Source organism: Nonlabens sp. SCSIO 43208 (assembly GCF_050703575.1).
GTDB classification, from domain to species: domain Bacteria; phylum Bacteroidota; class Bacteroidia; order Flavobacteriales; family Flavobacteriaceae; genus Nonlabens; species Nonlabens tegetincola.
Window position 1 is genome coordinate 1,318,720 of sequence record NZ_CP065365.1, and the last position, 25,151, is coordinate 1,343,870.

Annotated in this window: 9 protein-coding genes; 8 read left to right on the forward strand and 1 reads right to left on the reverse strand. The window is 40.4% G+C overall.

Going from position 1 to position 25,151, the window contains the following annotated elements:
* Positions 1-101: 101 nt before the first annotated feature.
* The 8 genes from I5168_RS06025 (at position 102) to I5168_RS06060 (ending at position 24,407) form a co-directional block, all read left to right on the forward strand.
* Positions 102-17,906: an Ig-like domain-containing protein gene (locus tag I5168_RS06025; protein ID WP_431472694.1), complete on the forward strand. Its 17,805-nt coding sequence runs from the start codon at positions 102-104 to the stop codon at positions 17,904-17,906.
* A gap of 63 nt (positions 17,907-17,969) precedes the next feature.
* Positions 17,970-18,905, forward strand: a complete 936-nt coding sequence (locus tag I5168_RS06030) for a PorP/SprF family type IX secretion system membrane protein (RefSeq protein ID WP_105019606.1) — start codon at positions 17,970-17,972, stop codon at positions 18,903-18,905.
* 18 nt (positions 18,906-18,923) lie between these two features.
* Complete coding sequence (locus I5168_RS06035) at positions 18,924-20,903, forward strand: OmpA family protein (RefSeq protein WP_431472695.1); 1,980 nt, start codon at positions 18,924-18,926, stop codon at positions 20,901-20,903.
* Positions 20,904-21,092: 189 nt separating this feature from the next.
* Positions 21,093-22,109: a LacI family DNA-binding transcriptional regulator gene (locus tag I5168_RS06040; protein WP_431472696.1), complete on the forward strand. Its 1,017-nt coding sequence runs from the start codon at positions 21,093-21,095 to the stop codon at positions 22,107-22,109.
* Between the two features lie 98 nt (positions 22,110-22,207).
* Positions 22,208-22,717 carry an isopentenyl-diphosphate Delta-isomerase gene (gene idi, locus I5168_RS06045; RefSeq protein ID WP_042277354.1) on the forward strand — a complete coding sequence of 170 codons (510 nt, stop codon included), beginning with the start codon at positions 22,208-22,210 and terminating at the stop codon, positions 22,715-22,717.
* Complete coding sequence (locus tag I5168_RS06050) at positions 22,714-23,124, forward strand: 6-pyruvoyl trahydropterin synthase family protein (protein ID WP_042277355.1); 411 nt, start codon at positions 22,714-22,716, stop codon at positions 23,122-23,124. The genes idi and I5168_RS06050 overlap by 4 nt, the downstream gene beginning before the upstream one ends.
* Entirely contained in the window at positions 23,124-24,101 is a 978-nt protein-coding gene (locus I5168_RS06055; protein ID WP_431472697.1) for a type I phosphomannose isomerase catalytic subunit, read from the forward strand. Before I5168_RS06050 ends, I5168_RS06055 begins: the two co-directional genes overlap by 1 nt.
* 39 nt (positions 24,102-24,140) lie before the next feature.
* Positions 24,141-24,407, forward strand: coding sequence for a hypothetical protein (locus I5168_RS06060; RefSeq protein WP_042277359.1), 267 nt, complete (start codon positions 24,141-24,143; stop codon positions 24,405-24,407).
* On the opposite strand, the gene I5168_RS06065 is transcribed toward I5168_RS06060, so the two are convergent.
* Complete coding sequence (locus I5168_RS06065; protein WP_431472698.1) at positions 24,402-25,109, reverse strand: DUF4369 domain-containing protein; 708 nt, start codon at positions 25,107-25,109, stop codon at positions 24,402-24,404. The genes I5168_RS06060 and I5168_RS06065 overlap by 6 nt on opposite strands.
* Between the last annotated feature and the right edge of the window lie 42 nt (positions 25,110-25,151).

The window sequence follows — 25,151 nt, forward strand, 5'->3', positions numbered from 1 at the left end:
ATATTTTAATATTGTCTGATTTCTTTAGTAGAAATAATATCCTATCTAAAATTTTCTACAACACATTCCAACCAACTTTTAAGAAATAACTAATGATTATTATGGGAAAAACTACAATTCCTTCCGTTTTGAAAAATGAATGCTCAGTTGATATAACAGCATTAGTAGATTTTAAACAATATTTCCTTGCAGCGCTACTGATGGTATCAGTGGTGTTTTCTGGTTTTGGGCAATGTCCTCCAGGGCAAGAAGGTCCTCTTGGCGATTGCGATGGGGATTTAGTACTCAATCAAGATGATTTAGATGCGGATAATGATGGTATTGATGATGTAGCTGAATGTAATGAAGTAACAATTAGCAGAGCATTTTTATTAGATGCTATTAACTCAGGAGATGTTACAGTTGTAGAAGGCGGTGCATCCGGAACGCCAGCCGTTAACAATGCTGGGCCCAGTAATAATGAAGTTGGACTCAGATACATTGATCAAGCTTTAGGTATAACGTTTTACCAACTTGCATTTAGTGGTCAAGATTTTTCGGACTTAGATGGTAGGAATGTCCGGTTTAGAATATTTTTGGATGATAATTCTGCTTCTAATAGTTGGTTTTCGAATTTAGTTCCAGGTGTTGATGATTTTATATTGATAGGAGATGGAGGTAATCAAATTACTGCCCAAATTGGCGCAAATCCTTTTCTAGACACTCAAGTTAATGGAGGAGATTTCGAAATAATTTTAAATATAAACCAAGCAAACTTTTCTGGTACTGTTACTGATTATAATAATATTCTCTCAGATTTGGAATTTATAAGGATAAGAGCAGAGTTTTGGGGAGGTGCACAAGGTATTGTTGAGAGTGAATTGATACCTTACCTTACTTCGTTTACACCAGATTGTGATACAGATGGTGATGGTATTTTTGATATTTATGATTTAGATTCAGATAATGATGGTTGTAATGATGTTTTAGAATCTGGTGGAGTTGATCCTAACGGTGATGGTATTCTAGGTAATCCTCCTACTACAGTAGATTCTTTTGGCCGTGTTACAGGTGCTGCGCCAATTACTGGTGGCTACGATGGAGCAGATGGTGCTGAAACAATTTCTGAAACAGTAACAATTTCGTCTATTTCTGCTGCACCAGCTTTACCCGCTTGTGAAGGTAATAATGTGGCGTTTACAGCAAATGCTACATTTACTCAGGTAACCAATTTCGGGCCTACAGGTGATGCTAGTGATGATACTAATTCTTCACCTTCTTCAGCTGGGCTCACCTATAATTGGTATTTAAATCCAAGTACCACAGTAATTGCAACTACACAGACACTTAATTTGACATCTGTAACTCCAGCTATGAATGGTAATGTTTATAGAGTAGAAGTAAGTAGTCCTAATAATATATGTCCGGCAGAGGATACAATTACCCTAACAGTAATTGCTACTCCAACAACTCCAACAGCAACTGTTACTCAACAGCCAACGTGTATCTCAACTACGGGAACAATTACAGTAACAGCTCCTGCTCTAGGGTCAAATGAGGTGTATGAAGTAACGGGGATAACACCAGCAGTGCCAGCCCAGACCAATAATACAGATGGGATTTTTAGTGGATTACAACCAGGTGATTATGAGGTAAGAGTACTCAACACGGCAGGAAACTGTGAGAGTGCTGCTATTTCTTTAACAGTAAATTCGGTCCCAGCTAATCCAACTACTCCAACAGCAACAGTAACTCAACAACCTTCTTGCCCAGCACCCACAGGTACAATTTCAGTAACGGCTCCTGCTTTAGGTGCAAATGAGGTGTACGAAGTAACAGGAATAACACCAGCAGTACCTGCGCAGACCAATAATACAGATGGGATTTTTAGTGGATTACAACCAGGTGATTATGATGTAACAGTATTAAACACAGTTACTGGATGTGAGAGTACTTTTTTATCTTTAACAGTAAATGCTCCGCCAGGTGGCCCTACCGCCCCAACGGCCTCAGTAACTGTCCAGCCAACGTGTACTACACCAACAGGTACAATAGATGTTACAGCACCGAGCTTGGGAACAAATGAAGTTTATGAATTAACTGGTGTTTCTCCAGTAGTTGCCGCACAAACAAATACAACAGGTGATTTCACAGGTTTAGCTCCAGGTGATTATGAAGTAACGGTATTGAATACGGCTGCAGGTTGTGAAAGTACAGCAGTAGCTCTAACTATAAATACTGTTCCAGCAGACCCAGTAACACCAACGGCCTCAGTAACTGTACAGCCAACGTGTACTACACCAACAGGTACAATAGATGTTACAGCACCGAGCTTGGGCACAAATGAAGTTTATGAATTAACAGGTGTTTCTCCAGTAGTTGCCGCACAAACAAATACAACAGGTGATTTCATAGGTTTAGCTCCAGGTGATTATGAAGTAACGGTATTGAATACCTCTACGGGTTGTGAGAGTACAGCAGTATTTTTAACTGTAATTCCAGTCTCTTGTTTACCACCAGTAGCAGATGATGAGAGTTTAACAGATCAAGCTATAAACACACCTATTAATATCAATGTGTTAGACGGTGATGATGATCCAGACGGCGACAATGCTAATTTGACGATTACCGAGATCATTGATCCAGCAACAGGAGTAGTAACTCCGATAGCACCAGGATCTACAGTAACTTTAAGTGATGGTACTACGGTAACCCTTCAGACAAACGGGACCTTAGATGTTACACCGGCGACAGACATTACGGAGCCGATTAGTTTTGAGTATACCTTAGAAGATGAAGACGGTTTAACTGACACGGGAATGGTAGATATAACCTTCACTCAGTTACCACCAGTAGCAGATGATGAGATTCTATCAGACCAGACGATCAATACACCAGTGACGGTAGATGCGTTAGCTGGCGATAATGATCCAGATGGTGATAATGCAAACTTGACAATTACCGAGGTAGAAGGTCAGGCGATATCGGTAGGTTCGCCAGTGACTTTGGCTGATGGTACGGTAGTAGAGTTAAATCCAGACGGAACCTTGAATGTTATTCCAGTAGCGGATAGCACTGAGCCGATTAGTTTTGAATACACAGTTGAAGATGAAGACGGTTTAACTGATACAGGTATGGTAGATATAACCTTCACTCAGTTACCACCAGTAGCAGATGATGAGATTCTAGCAGACCAGACGATCAATACTCCAGTGACGGTAGATGCGTTAGCAGGCGATGATGATCCAGATGGTGATAATGCAAACTTGACAATCACTGAGGTAGAAGGTCAGGCGATATCGGTAGGTTCACCAGTGACTTTAGCTGATGGTACGGTAGTAGAATTAAATCCAGATGGGACCTTAAATGTTATTCCAGCGACAGACAGCACAGAGCCGATCAGTTTTGAATACACAGTTGCAGATGAAGACGGTTTAACTGATACAGGTATGGTAGATATAACTTTCACTCAGTTACCACCAGTAGCAGATGATGAGAGTTTAACAGATCAAGCTATAAACACACCTATTAATATCAATGTGTTAGACGGTGATGATGATCCAGACGGCGACAATGCTAATTTGATGATTACCGAGATCATCGATCCAGCAACAGGAGTAGTAACTCCGATAGCACCAGGATCGACAGTAACCTTAAGTGATGGTACTACGGTAACCCTTCAGACAAACGGGACCTTAGATGTTACACCGGCGACAGACAGTACGGAGCCGATTAGTTTTGAGTATACCTTAGAAGATGAAGACGGTTTAACTGACACGGGAATGGTAGATATAACCTTCACTCAGTTACCACCAGTAGCAGATGATGAGATTCTATCAGACCAGACGATCAATACACCAGTGACGGTAGATGCGTTAGCTGGCGATAATGATCCAGATGGTGATAATGCAAACTTGACAATTACCGAGGTAGAAGGTCAGGCGATATCGGTAGGTTCGCCAGTGACTTTGGCTGATGGTACGGTAGTAGAGTTAAATCCAGACGGAACCTTAAATGTTATTCCAGTAACGGATAGTACTGAGCCGATTAGTTTTGAATACACAGTTGAAGATGAAGACGGTTTAACCGACACGGGCATGGTAGATATAACCTTCACTCAGTTACCACCAGTAGCAGATGATGAGATTCTAGCAGACCAGACGATCAATACTCCAGTGACGGTAGATGCGTTAGCAGGCGATGATGATCCAGATGGTGATAATGCAAACTTGACAATCACTGAGGTAGAAGGTCAGGCGATATCGGTAGGTTCACCAGTGACTTTAGCTGATGGTACGGTAGTAGAGTTAAATCCAGATGGGACCTTAAATGTTATTCCAGCGACAGACAGCACAGAGCCGATCAGTTTTGAATACACAGTTGCAGATGAAGACGGTTTAACTGATACAGGTATGGTAGATATAACTTTCACTCAGTTACCACCAGTAGCAGATGATGAGAGTTTAACAGATCAAGCTATAAACACACCTATTAATATCAATGTGTTAGACGGTGATGATGATCCAGATGGCGACAATGCTAATTTGATGATTACCGAGATCATTGATCCAGTAACAGGAGTAGTAACTCCGATAGCACCAGGATCGACAGTAACCTTAAGTGATGGTACTACGGTAACCCTTCAGACAAACGGGACCTTAGATGTTACACCGGCGACAGACAGTACGGAGCCGATTAGTTTTGAGTATACCTTAGAAGATGAAGATGGTTTAACTGACACGGGAATGGTGGATATAACCTTCACTCAGTTACCACCAGTAGCAGATGATGAGATTCTATCAGACCAGACGATCAATACACCAGTGACGGTAGATGCGTTAGCTGGCGATAATGATCCAGATGGTGATAATGCAAACTTGACAATTACCGAGGTAGAAGGTCAGGCGATATCGGTAGGTTCACCAGTGACCTTAGCCGATGGTACGGTAGTAGAGTTAAATCCAGACGGAACCTTAAATGTTATTCCAGTAACGGATAGCACTGAGCCGATTAGTTTTGAATACACAGTTGAAGATGAAGACGGCTTAACTGATACAGGTATGGTAGATATAACCTTCACTCAGTTACCACCAGTAGCAGATGATGAGATTCTAGCAGACCAGACGATCAATACTCCAGTGACGGTAGATGCGTTAGCTGGCGATGATGATCCAGATGGTGATAATGCAAACTTGACAATCACTGAGGTAGAAGGTCAGGCGATATCGGTAGGTTCACCAGTGACTTTAGCTGATGGTACGGTAGTAGAGTTAAATCCAGATGGAACCTTAAATGTTATTCCAGCGACAGACAGCACAGAGCCGATCAGTTTTGAATACACAGTTGCAGATGAAGACGGCTTAACTGATACAGGTATGGTAGATATAACTTTCACTCAGTTACCACCAGTAGCAGATGATGAGAGTTTAACAGATCAAGCTATAAACACACCTATTAATATCAATGTGTTAGACGGTGATGATGATCCAGACGGCGACAATGCTAATTTGATGATTACCGAGATCATCGATCCAGCAACAGGAGTAGTAACTCCGATAGCACCAGGATCGACAGTAACCTTAAGTGATGGTACTACGGTAACCCTTCAGACAAACGGGACCTTAGATGTTACACCGGCGACAGACAGTACGGAGCCGATTAGTTTTGAGTATACCTTAGAAGATGAAGACGGTTTAACTGACACGGGAATGGTAGATATAACCTTCACTCAGTTACCACCAGTAGCAGATGATGAGATTCTATCAGACCAGACGATCAATACACCAGTGACGGTAGATGCGTTAGCTGGCGATAATGATCCAGATGGTGATAATGCAAACTTGACAATTACCGAGGTAGAAGGTCAGGCGATATCGGTAGGTTCACCAGTGACCTTAGCCGATGGTACGGTAGTAGAGTTAAATCCAGACGGAACCTTAAATGTTATTCCAGTAACGGATAGCACTGAGCCGATTAGTTTTGAATACACGGTTGAAGATGAAGACGGTTTAACCGACACGGGCATGGTAGATATAACCTTCACTCAGTTACCACCAGTAGCAGATGATGAGATTCTAGCAGACCAGACGATCAATACTCCAGTGACGGTAGATGCGTTAGCTGGCGATGATGATCCAGATGGTGATAATGCAAACTTGACAATCACTGAGGTAGAAGGTCAGGCGATATCGGTAGGTTCACCAGTGACTTTAGCTGATGGTACGGTAGTAGAATTAAATCCAGATGGGACCTTAAATGTTATTCCAGCGACAGACAGCACAGAGCCGATCAGTTTTGAATACACAGTTGCAGATGAAGACGGTTTAACTGATACAGGTATGGTAGATATAACTTTCACTCAGTTACCACCAGTAGCAGATGATGAGAGTTTAACAGATCAAGCTATAAACACACCTATTAATATCAATGTGTTAGACGGTGATGATGATCCAGACGGCGACAATGCTAATTTGACGATTACCGAGATCATCGATCCAGCAACAGGAGTAGTAACTCCGATAGCACCAGGATCGACAGTAACCTTAAGTGATGGTACTACGGTAACCCTTCAGACAAACGGGACCTTAGATGTTACACCGGCGACAGACAGTACGGAGCCGATTAGTTTTGAGTATACCTTAGAAGATGAAGACGGTTTAACTGACACGGGAATGGTAGATATAACCTTCACTCAGTTACCACCAGTAGCAGATGATGAGATTCTATCAGACCAGACGATCAATACACCAGTGACGGTAGATGCGTTAGCTGGCGATAATGATCCAGATGGTGATAATGCAAACTTGACAATTACCGAGGTAGAAGGTCAGGCGATATCGGTAGGTTCACCAGTGACCTTAGCCGATGGTACGGTAGTAGAGTTAAATCCAGACGGAACCTTGAATGTTATTCCAGTAACGGATAGTACTGAGCCGATTAGTTTTGAATACACAGTTGAAGATGAAGACGGTTTAACCGACACGGGCATGGTAGATATAACCTTCACTCAGTTACCACCAGTAGCAGATGATGAGATTCTAGCAGACCAGACGATCAATACTCCAGTGACGGTAGATGCGTTAGCTGGCGATGATGATCCAGATGGTGATAATGCAAACTTGACAATCACTGAGGTAGAAGGTCAGGCGATATCGGTAGGTTCACCAGTGACTTTAGCTGATGGTACGGTAGTAGAGTTAAATCCAGATGGAACCTTAAATGTTATTCCAGCGACAGACAGCACAGAGCCGATCAGTTTTGAATACACAGTTGCAGATGAAGACGGCTTAACTGATACAGGTATGGTAGATATAACTTTCACTCAGTTACCACCAGTAGCAGATGATGAGAGTTTAACAGATCAAGCTATAAACACACCTATTAATATCAATGTGTTAGACGGTGATGATGATCCAGACGGCGACAATGCTAATTTGATGATTACCGAGATCATCGATCCAGCAACAGGAGTAGTAACTCCGATAGCACCAGGATCGACAGTAACCTTAAGTGATGGTACTACGGTAACCCTTCAGACAAACGGGACCTTAGATGTTACACCGGCGACAGACAGTACGGAGCCGATTAGTTTTGAGTATACCTTAGAAGATGAAGACGGTTTAACTGACACGGGAATGGTAGATATAACCTTCACTCAGTTACCACCAGTAGCAGATGATGAGATTCTATCAGACCAGACGATCAATACACCAGTGACGGTAGATGCGTTAGCTGGCGATAATGATCCAGATGGTGATAATGCAAACTTGACAATTACCGAGGTAGAAGGTCAGGCGATATCGGTAGGTTCACCAGTGACCTTAGCCGATGGTACGGTAGTAGAGTTAAATCCAGACGGAACCTTAAATGTTATTCCAGTAACGGATAGCACTGAGCCGATTAGTTTTGAGTATACCTTAGAAGATGAAGACGGTTTAACTGACACGGGAATGGTAGATATAACCTTCACTCAGTTACCACCAGTAGCAGATGATGAGATTCTAGCAGACCAGACGATCAATACTCCAGTGACGGTAGATGCGTTAGCAGGCGATGATGATCCAGATGGTGATAATGCAAACTTGACAATCACTGAGGTAGAAGGTCAGGCGATATCGGTAGGTTCACCAGTGACTTTAGCTGATGGTACGGTAGTAGAGTTAAATCCAGATGGAACCTTAAATGTTATTCCAGCGACAGACAGCACAGAGCCGATCAGTTTTGAATACACAGTTGCAGATGAAGACGGCTTAACTGATACAGGTATGGTAGATATAACTTTCACTCAGTTACCACCAGTAGCAGATGATGAGAGTTTAACAGATCAAGCTATAAACACACCTATTAATATCAATGTGTTAGACGGTGATGATGATCCAGACGGCGACAATGCTAATTTGATGATTACCGAGATCATCGATCCAGCAACAGGAGTAGTAACTCCGATAGCACCAGGATCGACAGTAACCTTAAGTGATGGTACTACGGTAACCCTTCAGACAAACGGGACCTTAGATGTTACACCGGCGACAGACAGTACGGAGCCGATTAGTTTTGAGTATACCTTAGAAGATGAAGACGGTTTAACTGACACGGGAATGGTAGATATAACCTTCACTCAGTTACCACCAGTAGCAGATGATGAGATTCTATCAGACCAGACGATCAATACACCAGTGACGGTAGATGCGTTAGCTGGCGATAATGATCCAGATGGTGATAATGCAAACTTGACAATTACCGAGGTAGAAGGTCAGGCGATATCGGTAGGTTCACCAGTGACCTTAGCCGATGGTACGGTAGTAGAGTTAAATCCAGACGGAACCTTGAATGTTATTCCAGTAACGGATAGTACTGAGCCGATTAGTTTTGAATACACAGTTGAAGATGAAGACGGTTTAACCGACACGGGCATGGTAGATATAACCTTCACTCAGTTACCACCAGTAGCAGATGATGAGATTCTAGCAGACCAGACGATCAATACTCCAGTGACGGTAGATGCGTTAGCTGGCGATGATGATCCAGATGGTGATAATGCAAACTTGACAATCACTGAGGTAGAAGGTCAGGCGATATCGGTAGGTTCACCAGTGACTTTAGCTGATGGTACGGTAGTAGAATTAAATCCAGATGGGACCTTAAATGTTATTCCAGCGACAGACAGCACAGAGCCGATCAGTTTTGAATACACAGTTGCAGATGAAGACGGTTTAACTGATACAGGTATGGTAGATATAACTTTCACTCAGTTACCACCAGTAGCAGATGATGAGAGTTTAACAGATCAAGCTATAAACACACCTATTAATATCAATGTGTTAGACGGTGATGATGATCCAGACGGCGACAATGCTAATTTGACGATTACCGAGATCATCGATCCAGCAACAGGAGTAGTAACTCCGATAGCACCAGGATCGACAGTAACCTTAAGTGATGGTACTACGGTAACCCTTCAGACAAACGGGACCTTAGATGTTACACCGGCGACAGACAGTACGGAGCCGATTAGTTTTGAGTATACCTTAGAAGATGAAGACGGTTTAACTGACACGGGAATGGTAGATATAACCTTCACTCAGTTACCACCAGTAGCAGATGATGAGATTCTATCAGACCAGACGATCAATACACCAGTGACGGTAGATGCGTTAGCTGGCGATAATGATCCAGATGGTGATAATGCAAACTTGACAATTACCGAGGTAGAAGGTCAGGCGATATCGGTAGGTTCACCAGTGACCTTAGCCGATGGTACGGTAGTAGAGTTAAATCCAGACGGAACCTTGAATGTTATTCCAGTAACGGATAGTACTGAGCCGATTAGTTTTGAATACACAGTTGAAGATGAAGACGGTTTAACTGATACAGGTATGGTAGATATAACCTTCACTCAGTTACCACCAGTAGCAGATGATGAGATTCTAGCAGACCAGACGATCAATACTCCAGTGACGGTAGATGCGTTAGCAGGCGATGATGATCCAGATGGTGATAATGCAAACTTGACAATCACTGAGGTAGAAGGTCAGGCGATATCGGTAGGTTCACCAGTGACTTTGGCTGATGGTACGGTAGTAGAGTTAAATCCAGATGGAACCTTAAATGTTATTCCAGCGACAGACAGCACAGAGCCAATCAGTTTTGAATACACAGTTGCAGATGAAGACGGTTTAACTGATACAGGTATGGTAGATATAACTTTCACTCAGTTACCACCAGTAGCGGATGATGAAGTGGCTACTACAGATACAGAAGCCTTGATCAATATCAATGTATTAGACGGTGATGATGATCCAGATGGCGACAATGCTAATTTGACGATTACCGAGATCATCGATCCAGCAACAGGAGTAGTAACTCCGATAGCACCAGGATCGACAGTAACCTTAAGTGATGGTACTACGGTAACCCTTCAGACAAACGGGATCTTAGATGTTACGCCTGGACCAAATTTAACAAGTGTTAGTTTTGACTATACGCTAGAAGATGAAGATGGATTAACTGATGTAGGTAATGTATCCATAACTGTTGTTATTGATTGTGACGATGTAACATCTGGAACGGTTGATGTATGTCTAATTTTGACCAGCGATCCAGCAAACTCGATTGGTTTTGAAGACTGTGATGGTGACGGTGTTACTAATTCTGCAGAATGCGCAGATGGAACTGATCCGAACGATGCGTGTAGTTATGATCCAGCAAGTGTAACAGTAGCGGTAACAAGTACCGTAGATTGTGATGGAGACGGAGTAACGGATGCTGATGAGATAGCATCAGGAACCGATCCAAATGATCCATGTAGTTACAATGTTGTAGATATTACTGTAGCAGTAACAAGTACTGTAGACTGTGATGGAGATGGAGTGACAGATGCTGATGAGATTGCAGACGGAACCGATCCAAACGATGCTTGTAGTTATAACGTAAGTAGCGTAACTGTACCAGTAACCAGCACAGTAGATTGTGACGGCGATGGAGTAACTGATGCCGATGAGATCAATGGTCCAGATGGAGATCCAGGTACACCAGATGGTACTAACCCTAACGATCCATGTGATTACAACTTGTCACAAATAACAGTAGCAGTAACAAGCACAGTAGATTGTGATGGCGATGGAGTAACCGATGCTGATGAGATAGCAGACGGAACCGATCCAAACGATGCGTGTAGTTATGATCCAGCAAGTGTGACTTTAGCAGTAACAAGTGGTGTAGATTGTGACGGAGATGGAGTAACTGACGCTGATGAGATAGCTGCAGGAACCGATCCAAATGATCCATGTAGTTACAATGTTGTAGATATTACTGTAGCAGTAACGAGCACAGTAGATTGTGATGGAGATGGAGTGATAGATGCCGATGAGATTGCAGACGGAACCGATCCAAACGATGCTTGTAGTTATAACGTAAGTAGCGTAACTGTACCAGTAACCAGCACAGTAGATTGTGACGGCGATGGAGTAACTGATGCCGATGAGATCAATGGTCCAGATGGAGATCCAGGTACACCAGATGGTACTAACCCTAACGATCCATGTGATTACAACTTGTCACAAATAACAGTAGCAGTAACAAGCACAGTAGATTGTGATGGCGATGGAGTAACCGATGCTGATGAGATAGCAGACGGAACCGATCCAAACGATGCGTGTAGTTATGATCCAGCAAGTGTGACTTTAGCAGTAACAAGTGGTGTAGATTGTGACGGAGATGGAGTAACTGACGCTGATGAGATAGCCGCAGGAACCGATCCGAACGATGCGTGTAGTTACAATGTTGTAGATATTACTGTAGCAGTAACGAGCACAGTAGATTGTGATGGAGATGGAGTGATAGATGCCGATGAGATTGCAGACGGAACCGATCCAACAGATGCTTGTGATTATGATCAAGGTAGTATTACAGTTCCAGTGACCAGCACAGTAGATTGTGACGGCGATGGAGTAACTGACGCCGATGAGATCAATGGTCCAGATGGAGATCCAAGTACACCAGATGGAACTAACCCTAACGATCCGTGTGATTACAACGTGTCACAGATAACAGTATCAGTAACCAGCACAGTAGATTGTGATGGAGATGGAGTAACCGATGCTGATGAGATAGCAGATGGAACCGATCCAAACGATGCGTGTAGTTATGATCCAGCAAGTGTAACAGTAACAGTAACAAGTGGTGTAGATTGTGATGGAGACGGAGTAACGGATGCTGATGAGATAGCAAACGGAACCGATCCAAACGATGCATGTAGTTACAACGTAGCAGATATTACGATATTAGTAACAAGTACTGTAGACTGTGATGGCGATGGAGTGATAGATGCTGATGAGATTGCAGACGGAACCGATCCAAACGATGCTTGTAGTTATAACGTAAGTAGCGTAACTGTACCAGTAACCAGCACAGTAGATTGTGACGGCGATGGAGTAATCGATGCTGATGAGATCAATGGTCCAGATGGAGATCCAGGTACACTAGATGGTACCAACCCTAACGATCCATGTGATTACAACTTGTCACAAATAACAGTAGCAGTAACAAGCACAGTAGATTGTGATGGCGATGGAGTAACGGATGCTGATGAGATAGCAGACGGAACTGATCCAAACGATGCGTGTAGTTATGATCCAGCAAGTATAACAGTAGCAGTAACAAGTAACGTAGATTGTGATGGAGACGGAGTAACGGATGCTGATGAGATAGCAAACGGAACTGATCCAAACGATCCATGTAGCTACAATGTTGCAGATATTACTGTAGCAGTAACTAGTACTGTAGACTGTGATGGCGATGGAGTGATAGATGCAGATGAGATTGCAGACGGAACCGATCCAACAGATGCTTGTAATTATGATCAAGGTAGTATTACAGTTCCAGTGACCAGCACAGTAGATTGTGATGGAGATGGAGTAACGGATGCTGATGAGATTAATGGTCCAGATGGAGATCCAAGTACACCAGATGGAACTAACCCTAACGATCCGTGTGATTACAACGTGTCACAGATAACAGTATCAGTAACGAGCACAGTAGATTGTGATGGAGATGGAGTGACCGATGCTGATGAGATAGCAGATGGAACCGATCCAAACGATGCGTGTAGTTATGATCCAGCAAGTGTAACAGTATCAGTAACAAGTGGTGTAGATTGTGACGGAGATGGAGTAACGGATGCTGATGAGATAGCAGCAGGAACCGATCCGAACGATGCATGTAGCTACAATGTTGCAGATATTACTGTAGCAGTAACGAGCACAGTAGATTGTGATGGAGATGGAGTGATAGATGCCGATGAGATTGCAGACGGAACCGATCCAACAGATGCTTGTGATTATGATCAAGGTAGTATTACAGTTCCAGTGACCAGCACAGTAGATTGTGACGGCGATGGAGTAACTGACGCCGATGAGATCAATGGTCCAGATGGAGATCCAAGTACACCAGATGGAACTAACCCTAACGATCCGTGTGATTACAACGTGTCACAGATAACAGTATCAGTAACCAGCACAGTAGATTGTGATGGAGATGGAGTAACCGATGCTGATGAGATAGCAGATGGAACCGATCCAAACGATGCGTGTAGTTATGATCCAGCAAGTGTAACAGTAACAGTAACAAGTGGTGTAGATTGTGATGGAGACGGAGTAACGGATGCTGATGAGATAGCAAACGGAACCGATCCAAACGATGCATGTAGTTACAACGTAGCAGATATTACGATATTAGTAACAAGTACTGTAGACTGTGATGGCGATGGAGTGATAGATGCTGATGAGATTGCAGACGGAACCGATCCAAACGATGCTTGTAGTTATAACGTAAGTAGCGTAACTGTACCAGTAACCAGCACAGTAGATTGTGACGGCGATGGAGTAATCGATGCTGATGAGATCAATGGTCCAGATGGAGATCCAGGTACACTAGATGGTACCAACCCTAACGATCCATGTGATTACAACTTGTCACAAATAACAGTAGCAGTAACAAGCACAGTAGATTGTGATGGCGATGGAGTAACGGATGCTGATGAGATAGCAGACGGAACTGATCCAAACGATGCGTGTAGTTATGATCCAGCAAGTATAACAGTAGCAGTAACAAGTAACGTAGATTGTGATGGAGACGGAGTAACGGATGCTGATGAGATAGCAAACGGAACTGATCCAAACGATCCATGTAGCTACAATGTTGCAGATATTACTGTAGCAGTAACTAGTACTGTAGACTGTGATGGCGATGGAGTGATAGATGCAGATGAGATTGCAGACGGAACCGATCCAACAGATGCTTGTAATTATGATCAAGGTAGTATTACAGTTCCAGTGACCAGCACAGTAGATTGTGATGGAGATGGAGTAACGGATGCTGATGAGATTAATGGTCCAGATGGAGATCCAAGTACACCAGATGGAACTAACCCTAACGATCCGTGTGATTACAACGTGTCACAGATAACAGTATCAGTAACGAGCACAGTAGATTGTGATGGAGATGGAGTGACCGATGCTGATGAGATAGCAGATGGAACCGATCCAAACGATGCGTGTAGTTATGATCCAGCAAGTGTAACAGTATCAGTAACAAGTGGTGTAGATTGTGACGGAGATGGAGTAACGGATGCTGATGAGATAGCAGCAGGAACCGATCCGAACGATGCATGTAGCTACAATGTTGCAGATATTACTGTAGCAGTAACTAGTACTGTAGACTGTGATGGCGATGGAGTGATAGATGCAGATGAGATTGCAGACGGAACCGATCCAAACGATGCTTGTAGTTATAACGTAAGTAGCGTAACTGTACCAGTAACCAGCACAGTAGACTGTGATGGAGATGGAGTAACTGATGCCGATGAGATCAATGGTCCAGATGGAGATCCAGGTACACTAGATGGTACTAACCCTAACGATCCATGTGATTACAACGTGTCACAAATAACAGTAGCAGTAACAAGCACAGTAGATTGTGATGGCGATGGAGTAACGGATGCTGATGAGATAGCAGACGGAACTGATCCAAACGATGCGTGTAGTTATGATCCAGCAAGTATAACAGTAGCAGTAACAAGTAACGTAGATTGTGATGGAGACGGAGTAACGGATGCTGATGAGATAGCAAACGGAACTGATCCAAACGATGCATGTAGCTACAATGTTGCAGATATTACTGTAGCAGTAACTAGTACTGTAGACTGTGATGGCGATGGAGTGATAGATGCCGATGAGATTGCAGACGGAACCGATCCAAACGATGCTTGTAGTTATAACGTAAGTAGCGTAACTGTACCAGTAACCAGCACAGTAGATTGTGACGGCGATGGAGTAACTGATGCCGATGAGATCAATGGTCCAGATGGAGATCCAGGTACACTAGATGGTACTAACCCTAACGATCCATGTGATTACAACGTGTCACAAATAACAGTAGCAGTTACAAGCATAGTAGATTGTGATGGAGATGGAGTAACGGATGCTGATGAGATAGCAGATGGAACCGATCCAAACGATGCGTGTAGTTATGATCCAGCAAGTGTAACAGTATCAGTAACAAGTGGAGTAGATTGTGATGGAGACGGCGTAACTGACGCTGATGAGATAGCTGCAGGAACCGATCCAAATGATCCATGTAGTTACAATGTTGTAGATATTACGGTATCAGTTACTAGCACAGTAGACTGTGATGGAGATGGTGTGATAGATGCCGATGAGATTGCAGACGGAACCGATCCAAACGATGCTTGTAGTTATAACGTAAGTAGCGTAACTGTACCAGTAACCAGCACAGTAGACTGTGATGGAGATGGAGTAACTGATGCCGATGAGATCAATGGTCCAGATGGAGATCCAGGTACACTAGATGGTACTAACCCTAACGATCCATGTGATTACAACGTGTCACAAATAACAGTAGCAGTAACAAGCACAGTAGATTGTGATGGAGATGGAGTAACGGATGCTGATGAGATAGCAGACGGAACTGATCCAAACGATGCGTGTAGTTATGATCCAGCAAGTATAACAGTAGCAGTAACAAGTAACGTAGATTGTGATGGAGACGGAGTAACGGATGCTGATGAGATAGCAGCAGGAACCGATCCGAACGATGCATGTAGCTACAATGTTGCAGATATTACGGTATCAGTTACTAGCACAGTAGACTGTGATGGAGATGGTGTGATAGATGCCGATGAGATTGCAGACGGAACCGATCCAAACGATGCTTGTAGTTATAACGTAAGTAGCGTAACTGTACCAGTAACCAGCACAGTAGACTGTGATGGAGATGGAGTAATCGATGCTGATGAGATCAATGGTCCAGATGGAGATCCAGGTACACCAGATGGTACTAACCCTAACGATCCGTGTGATTACAACGTGTCACAGATAACAGTATCAGTAACGAGCACAGTAGATTGTGATGGAGATGGAGTGACCGATGCTGATGAGATAGCAGACGGAACTGATCCAAACGATCCGTGTGATTTAAATGTTGGAAGTATTACGGTTGCTCAATCAGGAGACTATTTGTCAGCAGACTGTGATGGTGATGGAGTGACTAATGGAGACGAATTAACAGCAGGAACAGATCCTAATGACCCATGTGATTACGATGCATCACAACAGGATGTGTCTGTTACTTCTCCAGCGTGGCAAGGTGCTGATTGTGATGGTGACGGTGTTTCAAACGGTACCGAATTAAATGATGGATCCGACCCACAAGATCCTTGTAATTATGATGTGAACAGCCAAGATTTAACATTAGTAACATCAGTTTGGAATGCGCTAGACTGTGATGGTGATGGTGTTACTAACGGTGATGAAATAATCGATGGGACTGATCCAATTGATCCTTGTGATCTAATAGTAGGAAGTATTACTTTAACTCAAGGAGGCGATTTTCTAGATGCAGATTGTGACGGTGATGGAGTTACTAATGGTGATGAGATCGCAGACGGTACTGATCTAAATGACCCTTGTGATTATCTTACCACTAGTCAGACAATAACTCCAAGTGATGAATGGGCTATGTTAGATTGTGATGGTGATGGAGTAACTAACGGACAGGAATTAATAGACGGGACTGATACTCAAGATCCATGTGATTATGACTCAATATCACAAGACGTAAGTCTAGCATCAGGAGCATGGGATGCCTTAGATTGTGATGGAGATGGCGTATCCAATATTGATGAATTATTCCCTCCAAACGGTGGAGATCCTACAGATCCACAAGATCCATGTAGCGTTAATCTAGATGATCAATCAACAACACCTTCTCAAGAATGGTTAGATGCAGATTGTGATATGGATAATGTTCCAAATGGAGTGGAACTTACAAGAGGCGATACAGATGGAGATGGTGTTCCAGATGTTTTTGATACCGATGATGATGGAGATGGTGTAGATACGATTTTTGAAGACTATGATGGTGATAATGATCCTACCGATCAAGACTCTGATGGAGATGGCATACCAGACTACCTAGATACAGACGATGATGGCGATGGAATTGATACTATGGATGAAGGGCCAAATCCAGATGGAGATGGTAATCCAAACACAGGAGATACTAGTGATATCGATGGTGATGGAATTCCAGATTATCTAGATTCAGATCCACGTCGAATAAGAGTATGGAATGCAGTTACGCCTAATGAGGATGGTAGAAATGATTATTTCATATTAGAAGGAATTGAGAATTTTGAGAATACAGTTCATATCTATAATAGATGGGGTATTGAGGTTTATAACACTGAGAATTACGATAATGAAACTCGTAGGTTTGAAGGTGTTTCAGAAGGACGAGTTACTGTCGAGCAAGGTGAGAAATTACCGACTGGTACATACTTCTATGTAGTAGAATATATAGATGATTTTGGGAAAACTCAGAAATTGGCCGGTTATTTATACATCAGATAAAATGAAAATAAATCTAGGCTTAGATGGAAGTCTAAGTCTAGATTAATTATTAAGAATACAAGCATGAAAAAATTAATAGTTGTCTTTGTTTTTTTCGCTTTCGCGAAAGCGTTAACAGCTCAACAGGATCCACAGTACAGTCAGTATATGTATAATCCGATAGTTATAAATCCGGCCTATGCTGGTAATCGCGGTGTAGCGAGTATAGTTGGATTACATCGTAGTCAATGGGTTGGATTGGATGGAGCACCACGCACTCAAACTTTGTCGTTTCATACTCCTATTGCCAATAGTAGAGTAGGGTTAGGTTTGAGTGTTGTGAATGACGAAATAGGACCAGCTGATGAGACCTATGTAGCGGCAGATTTTAGTTATACGATTCCCGTAGGAGACGAGGCAAGATTAAGCTTTGGACTTAAGGGAGGAATCCACGTGTTAAATGTTGATTTTAATAAGCTAAATATTTTTGATCCAGGAGATCCTAGATTGAGTGAGAATGTAGACAATAGATTGTCACCTACTGTAGGATTAGGACTGTATTATCATACGGAGAGGTTTTACGTAGGATTGAGTTCGCCTAATTTATTACAGACGGATCATTTTGATGAAGATAACGACACGAGTTCAGCCACGTTTATAGCAGAGGAGCGTATACACTTATTTGGAACCGTGGGATATGTTTTTGATTTAAATGATAACATTAAGTTCAAGCCAGCTGGACTAGTAAAGATGGTACAAGGAGCACCTTTACAGGTTGACTTAACGGCAAATTTCTTATTCAACGAGAAGTTCACAGTAGGAGCGGCCTATAGGTGGAGTGCTGCTGTTACTGGATTAGTAGGATTTCAAATAAGTGATCAAATGATGATAGGATTTGCCTATGATCGCGAGACTACAGAATTAGGTAATGCGATATACAACGACGGTAGTTATGAATTATTCTTGCGATTTGAATTGTTCAACAGCTACGATAGAATTATCACACCAAGATTCTTTTAATAAAATTAAAAAGTTACAATGAAATATTTAACTGTTATACTAGGATTAGTTTCCACGATATCTCTCGCTCAAGATAGAAATGTAATAGAGCCAGATAAAGTATATGATGAGTATGCTTTTATAGATGCACAACACATGTATTTAAATATGGTGGAGGACGGTTACGGGACAAGTAATGTCTATAAAAAATTAGGAGATACTTATTACTTCAATAACGACTATTCAAATTCACACAAATGGTATACAAAACTATTTGAGAATAACGATGGCGCGATAGAAAGTGAATACTATTTTAGATATGTTCAAAGTTTAAAAGCGGTAAAGGATTACGATAAGGCTGATGCGTTATTAATAGAATATCAAAAAATTAAGGGAGCAGATTCTTTTACTGAAATTTTTGTAAACGATAAAAATTATCTTGAGATGATTGAACTTCAATCATGGAGATATACCATTAAAAATTTAGAGATAAATAGTGAGTCTCAGGAATTTGGAACCGCTTATCTTAATGGGAGTAATGAAGTGGTATATGCAAGTTCAAAGGATTCTGCTTCTATGATTAACAGACGTCATAAATGGAGTGAACGACAGTTTTTAGATTTATATGTTGCTCAAATTGATAGTGCAAGTTTAGAACTTGTTAATCCTAGAAAATTTGGAAATGGCGATCAAAAATTGAATACTAAATTTCATGAAAGTAATGCAGTATTCACGAAAGACGGTCAAACGATCTATTACACCAGCAATAATTATTTCAATAAAAAGTATAAGAAAAGCAAAGATGAAATAAATAAGTTGAAAATATTTAGAGCTAGTAAAACAGAAGACGGATGGGGAAATATAGAAGAACTAGCAATCAATAGCGACGAGTGGTCGACAGCTCACCCAGCATTAAATGGAGAAGAATCTAGGTTGTATTTCTCTAGCGATAGACCTGGAAGTGTAACAGGTTTGGATGGAAAGAGTAGTTCAGATATCTGGTATGTTGAAATAGATTCGACAGGCACCTTATCAGAGCCTGTGAATCTTACTGCTGTAAATACAATAGGAAAGGAGTTATTCCCATTTATTTCAGAAAAAGAGGATCTTTATTTTTCATCTACGGGACACATGGGATTAGGAGGATTAGATGTTTTTGTGATTTCACTTGCAGAAGCCCATGATAGCGAAAAGTTAAAAATCACCAATGTAGGAAAACCAATTAATAGTTCTTACGATGACTTTTCATTTGTCATTAAGGATAGCACTATGACGGGTTACTTTAGTTCAAATAGAAAATCAGGACAAGGTCTTGATGATATATATAGTTTAAAGCAAAACAAACCTTTAGCTTGTAAAGATGAAATAGTAGGAATAGTAACAGATGAAGAAACGGGAGAATTAATTCCAGGAGCAACCGTTGTTCTTTTAGATGTAGATAATAACGAGGTAGAACGAGTAATTGTTAAAAAGGACGCGGCTTATTCCTTTACAGTGCTATGTGAATCAACATATTCCATCCAAGCATCCAAAGAAGAGTATGCTCCTGCCGATGCAGTAACAACAACACCAGATGTTATTGCTACGATAGATTTACCTATTTCTTTAAAAAGATCTATTGATGATAAAATCCAAAAATTCCAAGTCGGTGATGATCTAGCTAGCGTGCTAGATATACCTATGATATATTTTGACTTTGATAAATCTAATATAAGGCCTGATGCAGAAGTTGAACTGCAAAAAGTGTTACAATTTATGAAGGCGTTTCCTACTGTTAAAGTAGATATTAGATCCCATACAGATAGCCGTGCGCCAGATTTATATAATATGAAATTAAGTGACCGCAGAGCCAAGTCTACTCGGGCTTATTTAATAATGAAAGGAATCAATGCAGATAGATTGACAGCTCAAGGTTATGGAGAATTTCAATTGGTTAACGAATGTTCAAACGGTGTTGATTGTACCGAGGAACAACACCAACTTAACAGAAGATCTGAGTTTATCGTGGTAGGTAAATAATTAATTTAATCTTATAGCTGCAGTTTTAATTCTATTATTGAATATACATTTTCTAAATATGTTATTCCTATGCTTTGTTGGGCCATTGTAAAGGTTTTAGGAGAAAATGTTTCAATAATTAAAGTTTGACTGCGGCTTTTAACTGCTAGTTGCTTGTTCATTATATTTGTGAAATACAAAAGGTAAATCATGATTACACTTAAAGATTTAGCCAGCACTCTAGGTGTTTCAGTATCTACTGTTTCTAAGGCATTAAAGGATAGTCCAGAAATTAGTCAGGATACTATTAAAAGAGTGAAAGAAATCGCAAAAGAATTAAATTATCGCCCAAATACATTAGCACTTAGTTTAAAAAATAGACAAACTAAAACCTTAGGTGTAATCATACCAGATATTTTAAACCCTTTCTTTGCAAATACCTTATACGGGATTGAGCAACAGGCAAATAAATTGGGATATAATATTATTACATGTATCTCAAATGAGTCCTTTACAAAAGAAAATGACTCAATAAACTTATTGTCAAATGGTAGTGTCGATGGATTTATACTCTCAATTTCACAAGAGACGCAGGCCAAAGACGATTTAAACCACCTGAAAGATTTACTTAAACAAGATGTTCCAGTAGTAATGTTTGATAGAACCTCACAATCGATTGAATGTGATAAGGTAGTAATAGACGACTTTATGTCGACCTTCAACGCTGTCAATATGTTTATTGAAGAAGGTCGTAAGAAGATAATACTAATAAATACTTTAGGAGATTTAAGCGTTGCAAAACTTAGAATTTTAGGATATAAAACCGCTCTAGAAAAATCAAGTAATACTAATCAAGAACCTATCATAATCAATGTTGACAATGCAAAAGGTGTAAGAGAACACATAAAAAATATGTGTGAAGTACATCCCGATGTTGATGGAGTCTTATGCATTGATAATAAATCGGGATTAGTAGCGGTAAGTGCTCTTAATAGACTCAATTATAACATTCCTAAAGACGTATCAATTGTAGGTTTCTCTAGCGAGGAATTTTCATATTTGTCGGATCCTGTTCTATCTACAGTTACTCAACACGGTGAAGAAATAGGTGCCGTTGCGGTAGATATGCTAGTTGATCGTTTAACTGGGAACAAGAAAAAACCAGTTTCTACAACTACAGTAGATTTTACCATTGATCACAGAGGAACTACTCTAAAAAAGTCATAGATCAAGATATTCAATCAGTGATTTATCATCAATTCTCTTAACAAATTACTAAGAGGTTGATTAAACTTCTTTTGTAAATTTGAAACAAAATTTTATAAATGGAGCAAGTCATACTGGTAAATGAAAACGATGAAAAAGTAGGCCTTATGGAAAAAATTGAGGCCCATGAAAAAGCATTATTGCATCGTGCGTTTTCCGTATTTGTAGTAAATGATAAGCAACAAATTATGTTGCAGCAACGAGCATTACACAAGTATCATTCACCAGGCTTATGGACTAACACATGTTGTAGTCATCAACGAGATGGTGAGACTAATATTGAGGCAGGTAAAAGAAGACTACAAGAGGAAATGGGATTTTCTACAGAGCTTAAAGAACTTTTCAATTTCATATACATAGCTCCGTTTGATAATGGCCTTACAGAACATGAATTAGATCACGTGATGATAGGTTACTACAATGATGAGCCTGTAATTAATCCAGATGAAGTAGCAGCTTATAAATGGATGACAGCTCAAGAAATTAAAACTCATATGGATGAAAATCCACATGAGTATACAGCTTGGTTCAAAATTATTTTTGATAAATATTACAAATTCATCTCATGAGATTAACAGCATATCGTAAAGCGCATTTTAATGCAGCACATCGACTGTTTAGACCAGATTGGTCTAGTGAACAAAACGAATCAATATTTGGGAAATGTAGCAATCCACATTTTCACGGTCACAATTACGAATTAGAAGTAGGTGTGACAGGTGAAGTTGATCCAGAAACTGGTTATTTGATTGATTTGAAAATACTTAAAGATATCATCAAAGAACAAGTAGAAGATGCATTTGATCACAAAAATCTCAATGAAGAAGTTCCTGAATTTAAAACCTTAATTCCTACGGCAGAACATATTGCCTATGTAATTTATCAAAAAATAAAACCTAAATTAGATCCTAAATACGATTTGAGTATTAAATTATACGAGACACCTCGTAACTTTGTTGTATATTCAGGTGATTAATGAAACTATATCCACTGCAGTTTAAACCTATTTTTAAGTCCAAAATTTGGGGTGGAGATCAATTAAATACACTCAAAAAAATCAATCCACCGATTAACCAATTAGGAGAAAGTTGGGAAATCAGTGTTGTGCCCGATGATGAATCTATTATTACCAATGGTAATTATAAGGGGCAATCGCTCACTGAATTGATTGAACAATATCCCTTACAACTGTTAGGAGCTACTAGTGTAAACAGATTTGGAAATCAGTTTCCTTTGCTTATAAAATATATAGACGCAGCACAAGATTTGTCTATACAAGTGCATCCTGATGACAGTGTAGCTCAAAAGAAACATAATAGTTTTGGTAAAACTGAGATGTGGTATATCATGCATGTGGATGATGGTGCGCGATTAATAATGGGTTTTAATGAGGATTGTGATAAGGACGCTTTCGCGAAAGCGATACAAGAAAAATCCTTACTAGATATATTAAATAAACAGCAAGTTAAAACAGGCGATGCATTCTTTATCAAGCCTGGATTAATTCATGCTATAGGTGGTGGAATAACCCTTGCTGAAATTCAACAAAGTAGTGATATTACCTATCGGGTCTATGACTTTGACCGCAAGGATGATGAAGGTAATACCAGAGAATTACATATTCAGGATACCATTGACGTTGCTGATTATAACAAAGTTAAAGGTCACCATATTAATTATAATCCTTCAAAAACGGGTAGTCAAAATCTTGCGACAAATAGATACTTTAAAACAGACTATGTGAGTTTTGATGATCACTACCAGATAAACCCAGCACAGCTCGAATCTTTTGTAGTGCTTATGAATGTAGGTGATACAATTATCGATATTGAGGTAGATGATGAAAATGTAACATTAAAACCAGTAGAAACAGTTTTATTGCCAGCGAGCCTAGTAGCTGTTGATTTGCATTCAACCGCAGGTGCAAAAGTGCTACAGGTTTCTATATCATAAGATTAATAAATAGGTTATTTTTGCCATAAATTCACAATTATGGCAAGCATAAGACACTTAAAGCAAGATATCAACTATGTACTAGGTGATATCATTGATGCGGCAATTATCCATCAAGGAGCGCATCCAGAATCTGATCATAAAAAATCTGAAGAAATTATAGACGATAGTATAAAAACTTTTGACGCTCTTATCGCACGTGTTAACGACCGCAGCGTAGAAAATAGAGCAAGTCATTTAAAACAAGTAAGAGTTGATTTACAAAACGAAGCTAACCAATTAGCTGATCGTATAAACGCTCTATAATTCTTTATTAGTTTTAATTAATTCAGACAGTTGTTTTCCATAACGACTTGTCTGAATTTTTTTTGGCATCATTTGATAAGCGCTATCTAGTAGTTCTGCCTTTGCATCAAAAGCATCTTTTACAAGGATATATGGAGATACTTCGTAATCTTTGTGCAATTGAGCATAGTTGATCGCATATAGGACTTTTTTACGCAGGTATTTATCGTAAGCAGTTGTAAGTGAATCAATTTTTTCCTGAGAAACGTCTTCCATTGCATTCAATTGCATACTGCGTTGTACTAACTTAGTATAGACCTGGTTTAAAGGTTTTTTGTTCGTCTCATAAATATTTAAAATATCTTGATTCTTTGAACCAGTGATTTGAGCATTATCCTCAAACTTCTCTAGGTCAGTTTCTATATTGATAATTGTATCTTCAGCAAAAAATTGTATACGGTCATCATATTTAACGCCATCTTTAATATCTAGATATAGATATAAAATTTCTGGATTTTCTAGTGGAGTCGTTAATTTAAATACAGGCTCACCATCTATTTTTATACTATCAACGTTGACGATGGTTGTATCTACTAATTTTTGAAGATATACGGTTCCTTGTTTTAGCCCCTTAATATTTCCATTAACGGTAAGAGTGCCTTTTGAATCAGAACAAGCTGTGATTCCAGCAAATAAAAGAATTAAGATGATGAGATTTTTCATTTCAAAAATTTGAGGTGCAAATATGCATTATATCCTTGTAAA

Coding starts and splice junctions, on each gene's coding strand:
- I5168_RS06065 (WP_431472698.1), bottom strand. CDS start 25,109: ATGAAAAATCTCATCATCTTAATTCTTTTATTTGCTGGAATCACAGCT.
- I5168_RS06025 (WP_431472694.1), top strand. CDS start 102: ATGGGAAAAACTACAATTCCTTCCGTTTTGAAAAATGAATGCTCAGTT.
- I5168_RS06060 (WP_042277359.1), top strand. CDS start 24,141: ATGGCAAGCATAAGACACTTAAAGCAAGATATCAACTATGTACTAGGT.
- I5168_RS06030 (WP_105019606.1), top strand. CDS start 17,970: ATGAAAAAATTAATAGTTGTCTTTGTTTTTTTCGCTTTCGCGAAAGCG.
- I5168_RS06055 (WP_431472697.1), top strand. CDS start 23,124: ATGAAACTATATCCACTGCAGTTTAAACCTATTTTTAAGTCCAAAATT.
- I5168_RS06035 (WP_431472695.1), top strand. CDS start 18,924: ATGAAATATTTAACTGTTATACTAGGATTAGTTTCCACGATATCTCTC.
- I5168_RS06050 (WP_042277355.1), top strand. CDS start 22,714: ATGAGATTAACAGCATATCGTAAAGCGCATTTTAATGCAGCACATCGA.
- idi (WP_042277354.1), top strand. CDS start 22,208: ATGGAGCAAGTCATACTGGTAAATGAAAACGATGAAAAAGTAGGCCTT.
- I5168_RS06040 (WP_431472696.1), top strand. CDS start 21,093: ATGATTACACTTAAAGATTTAGCCAGCACTCTAGGTGTTTCAGTATCT.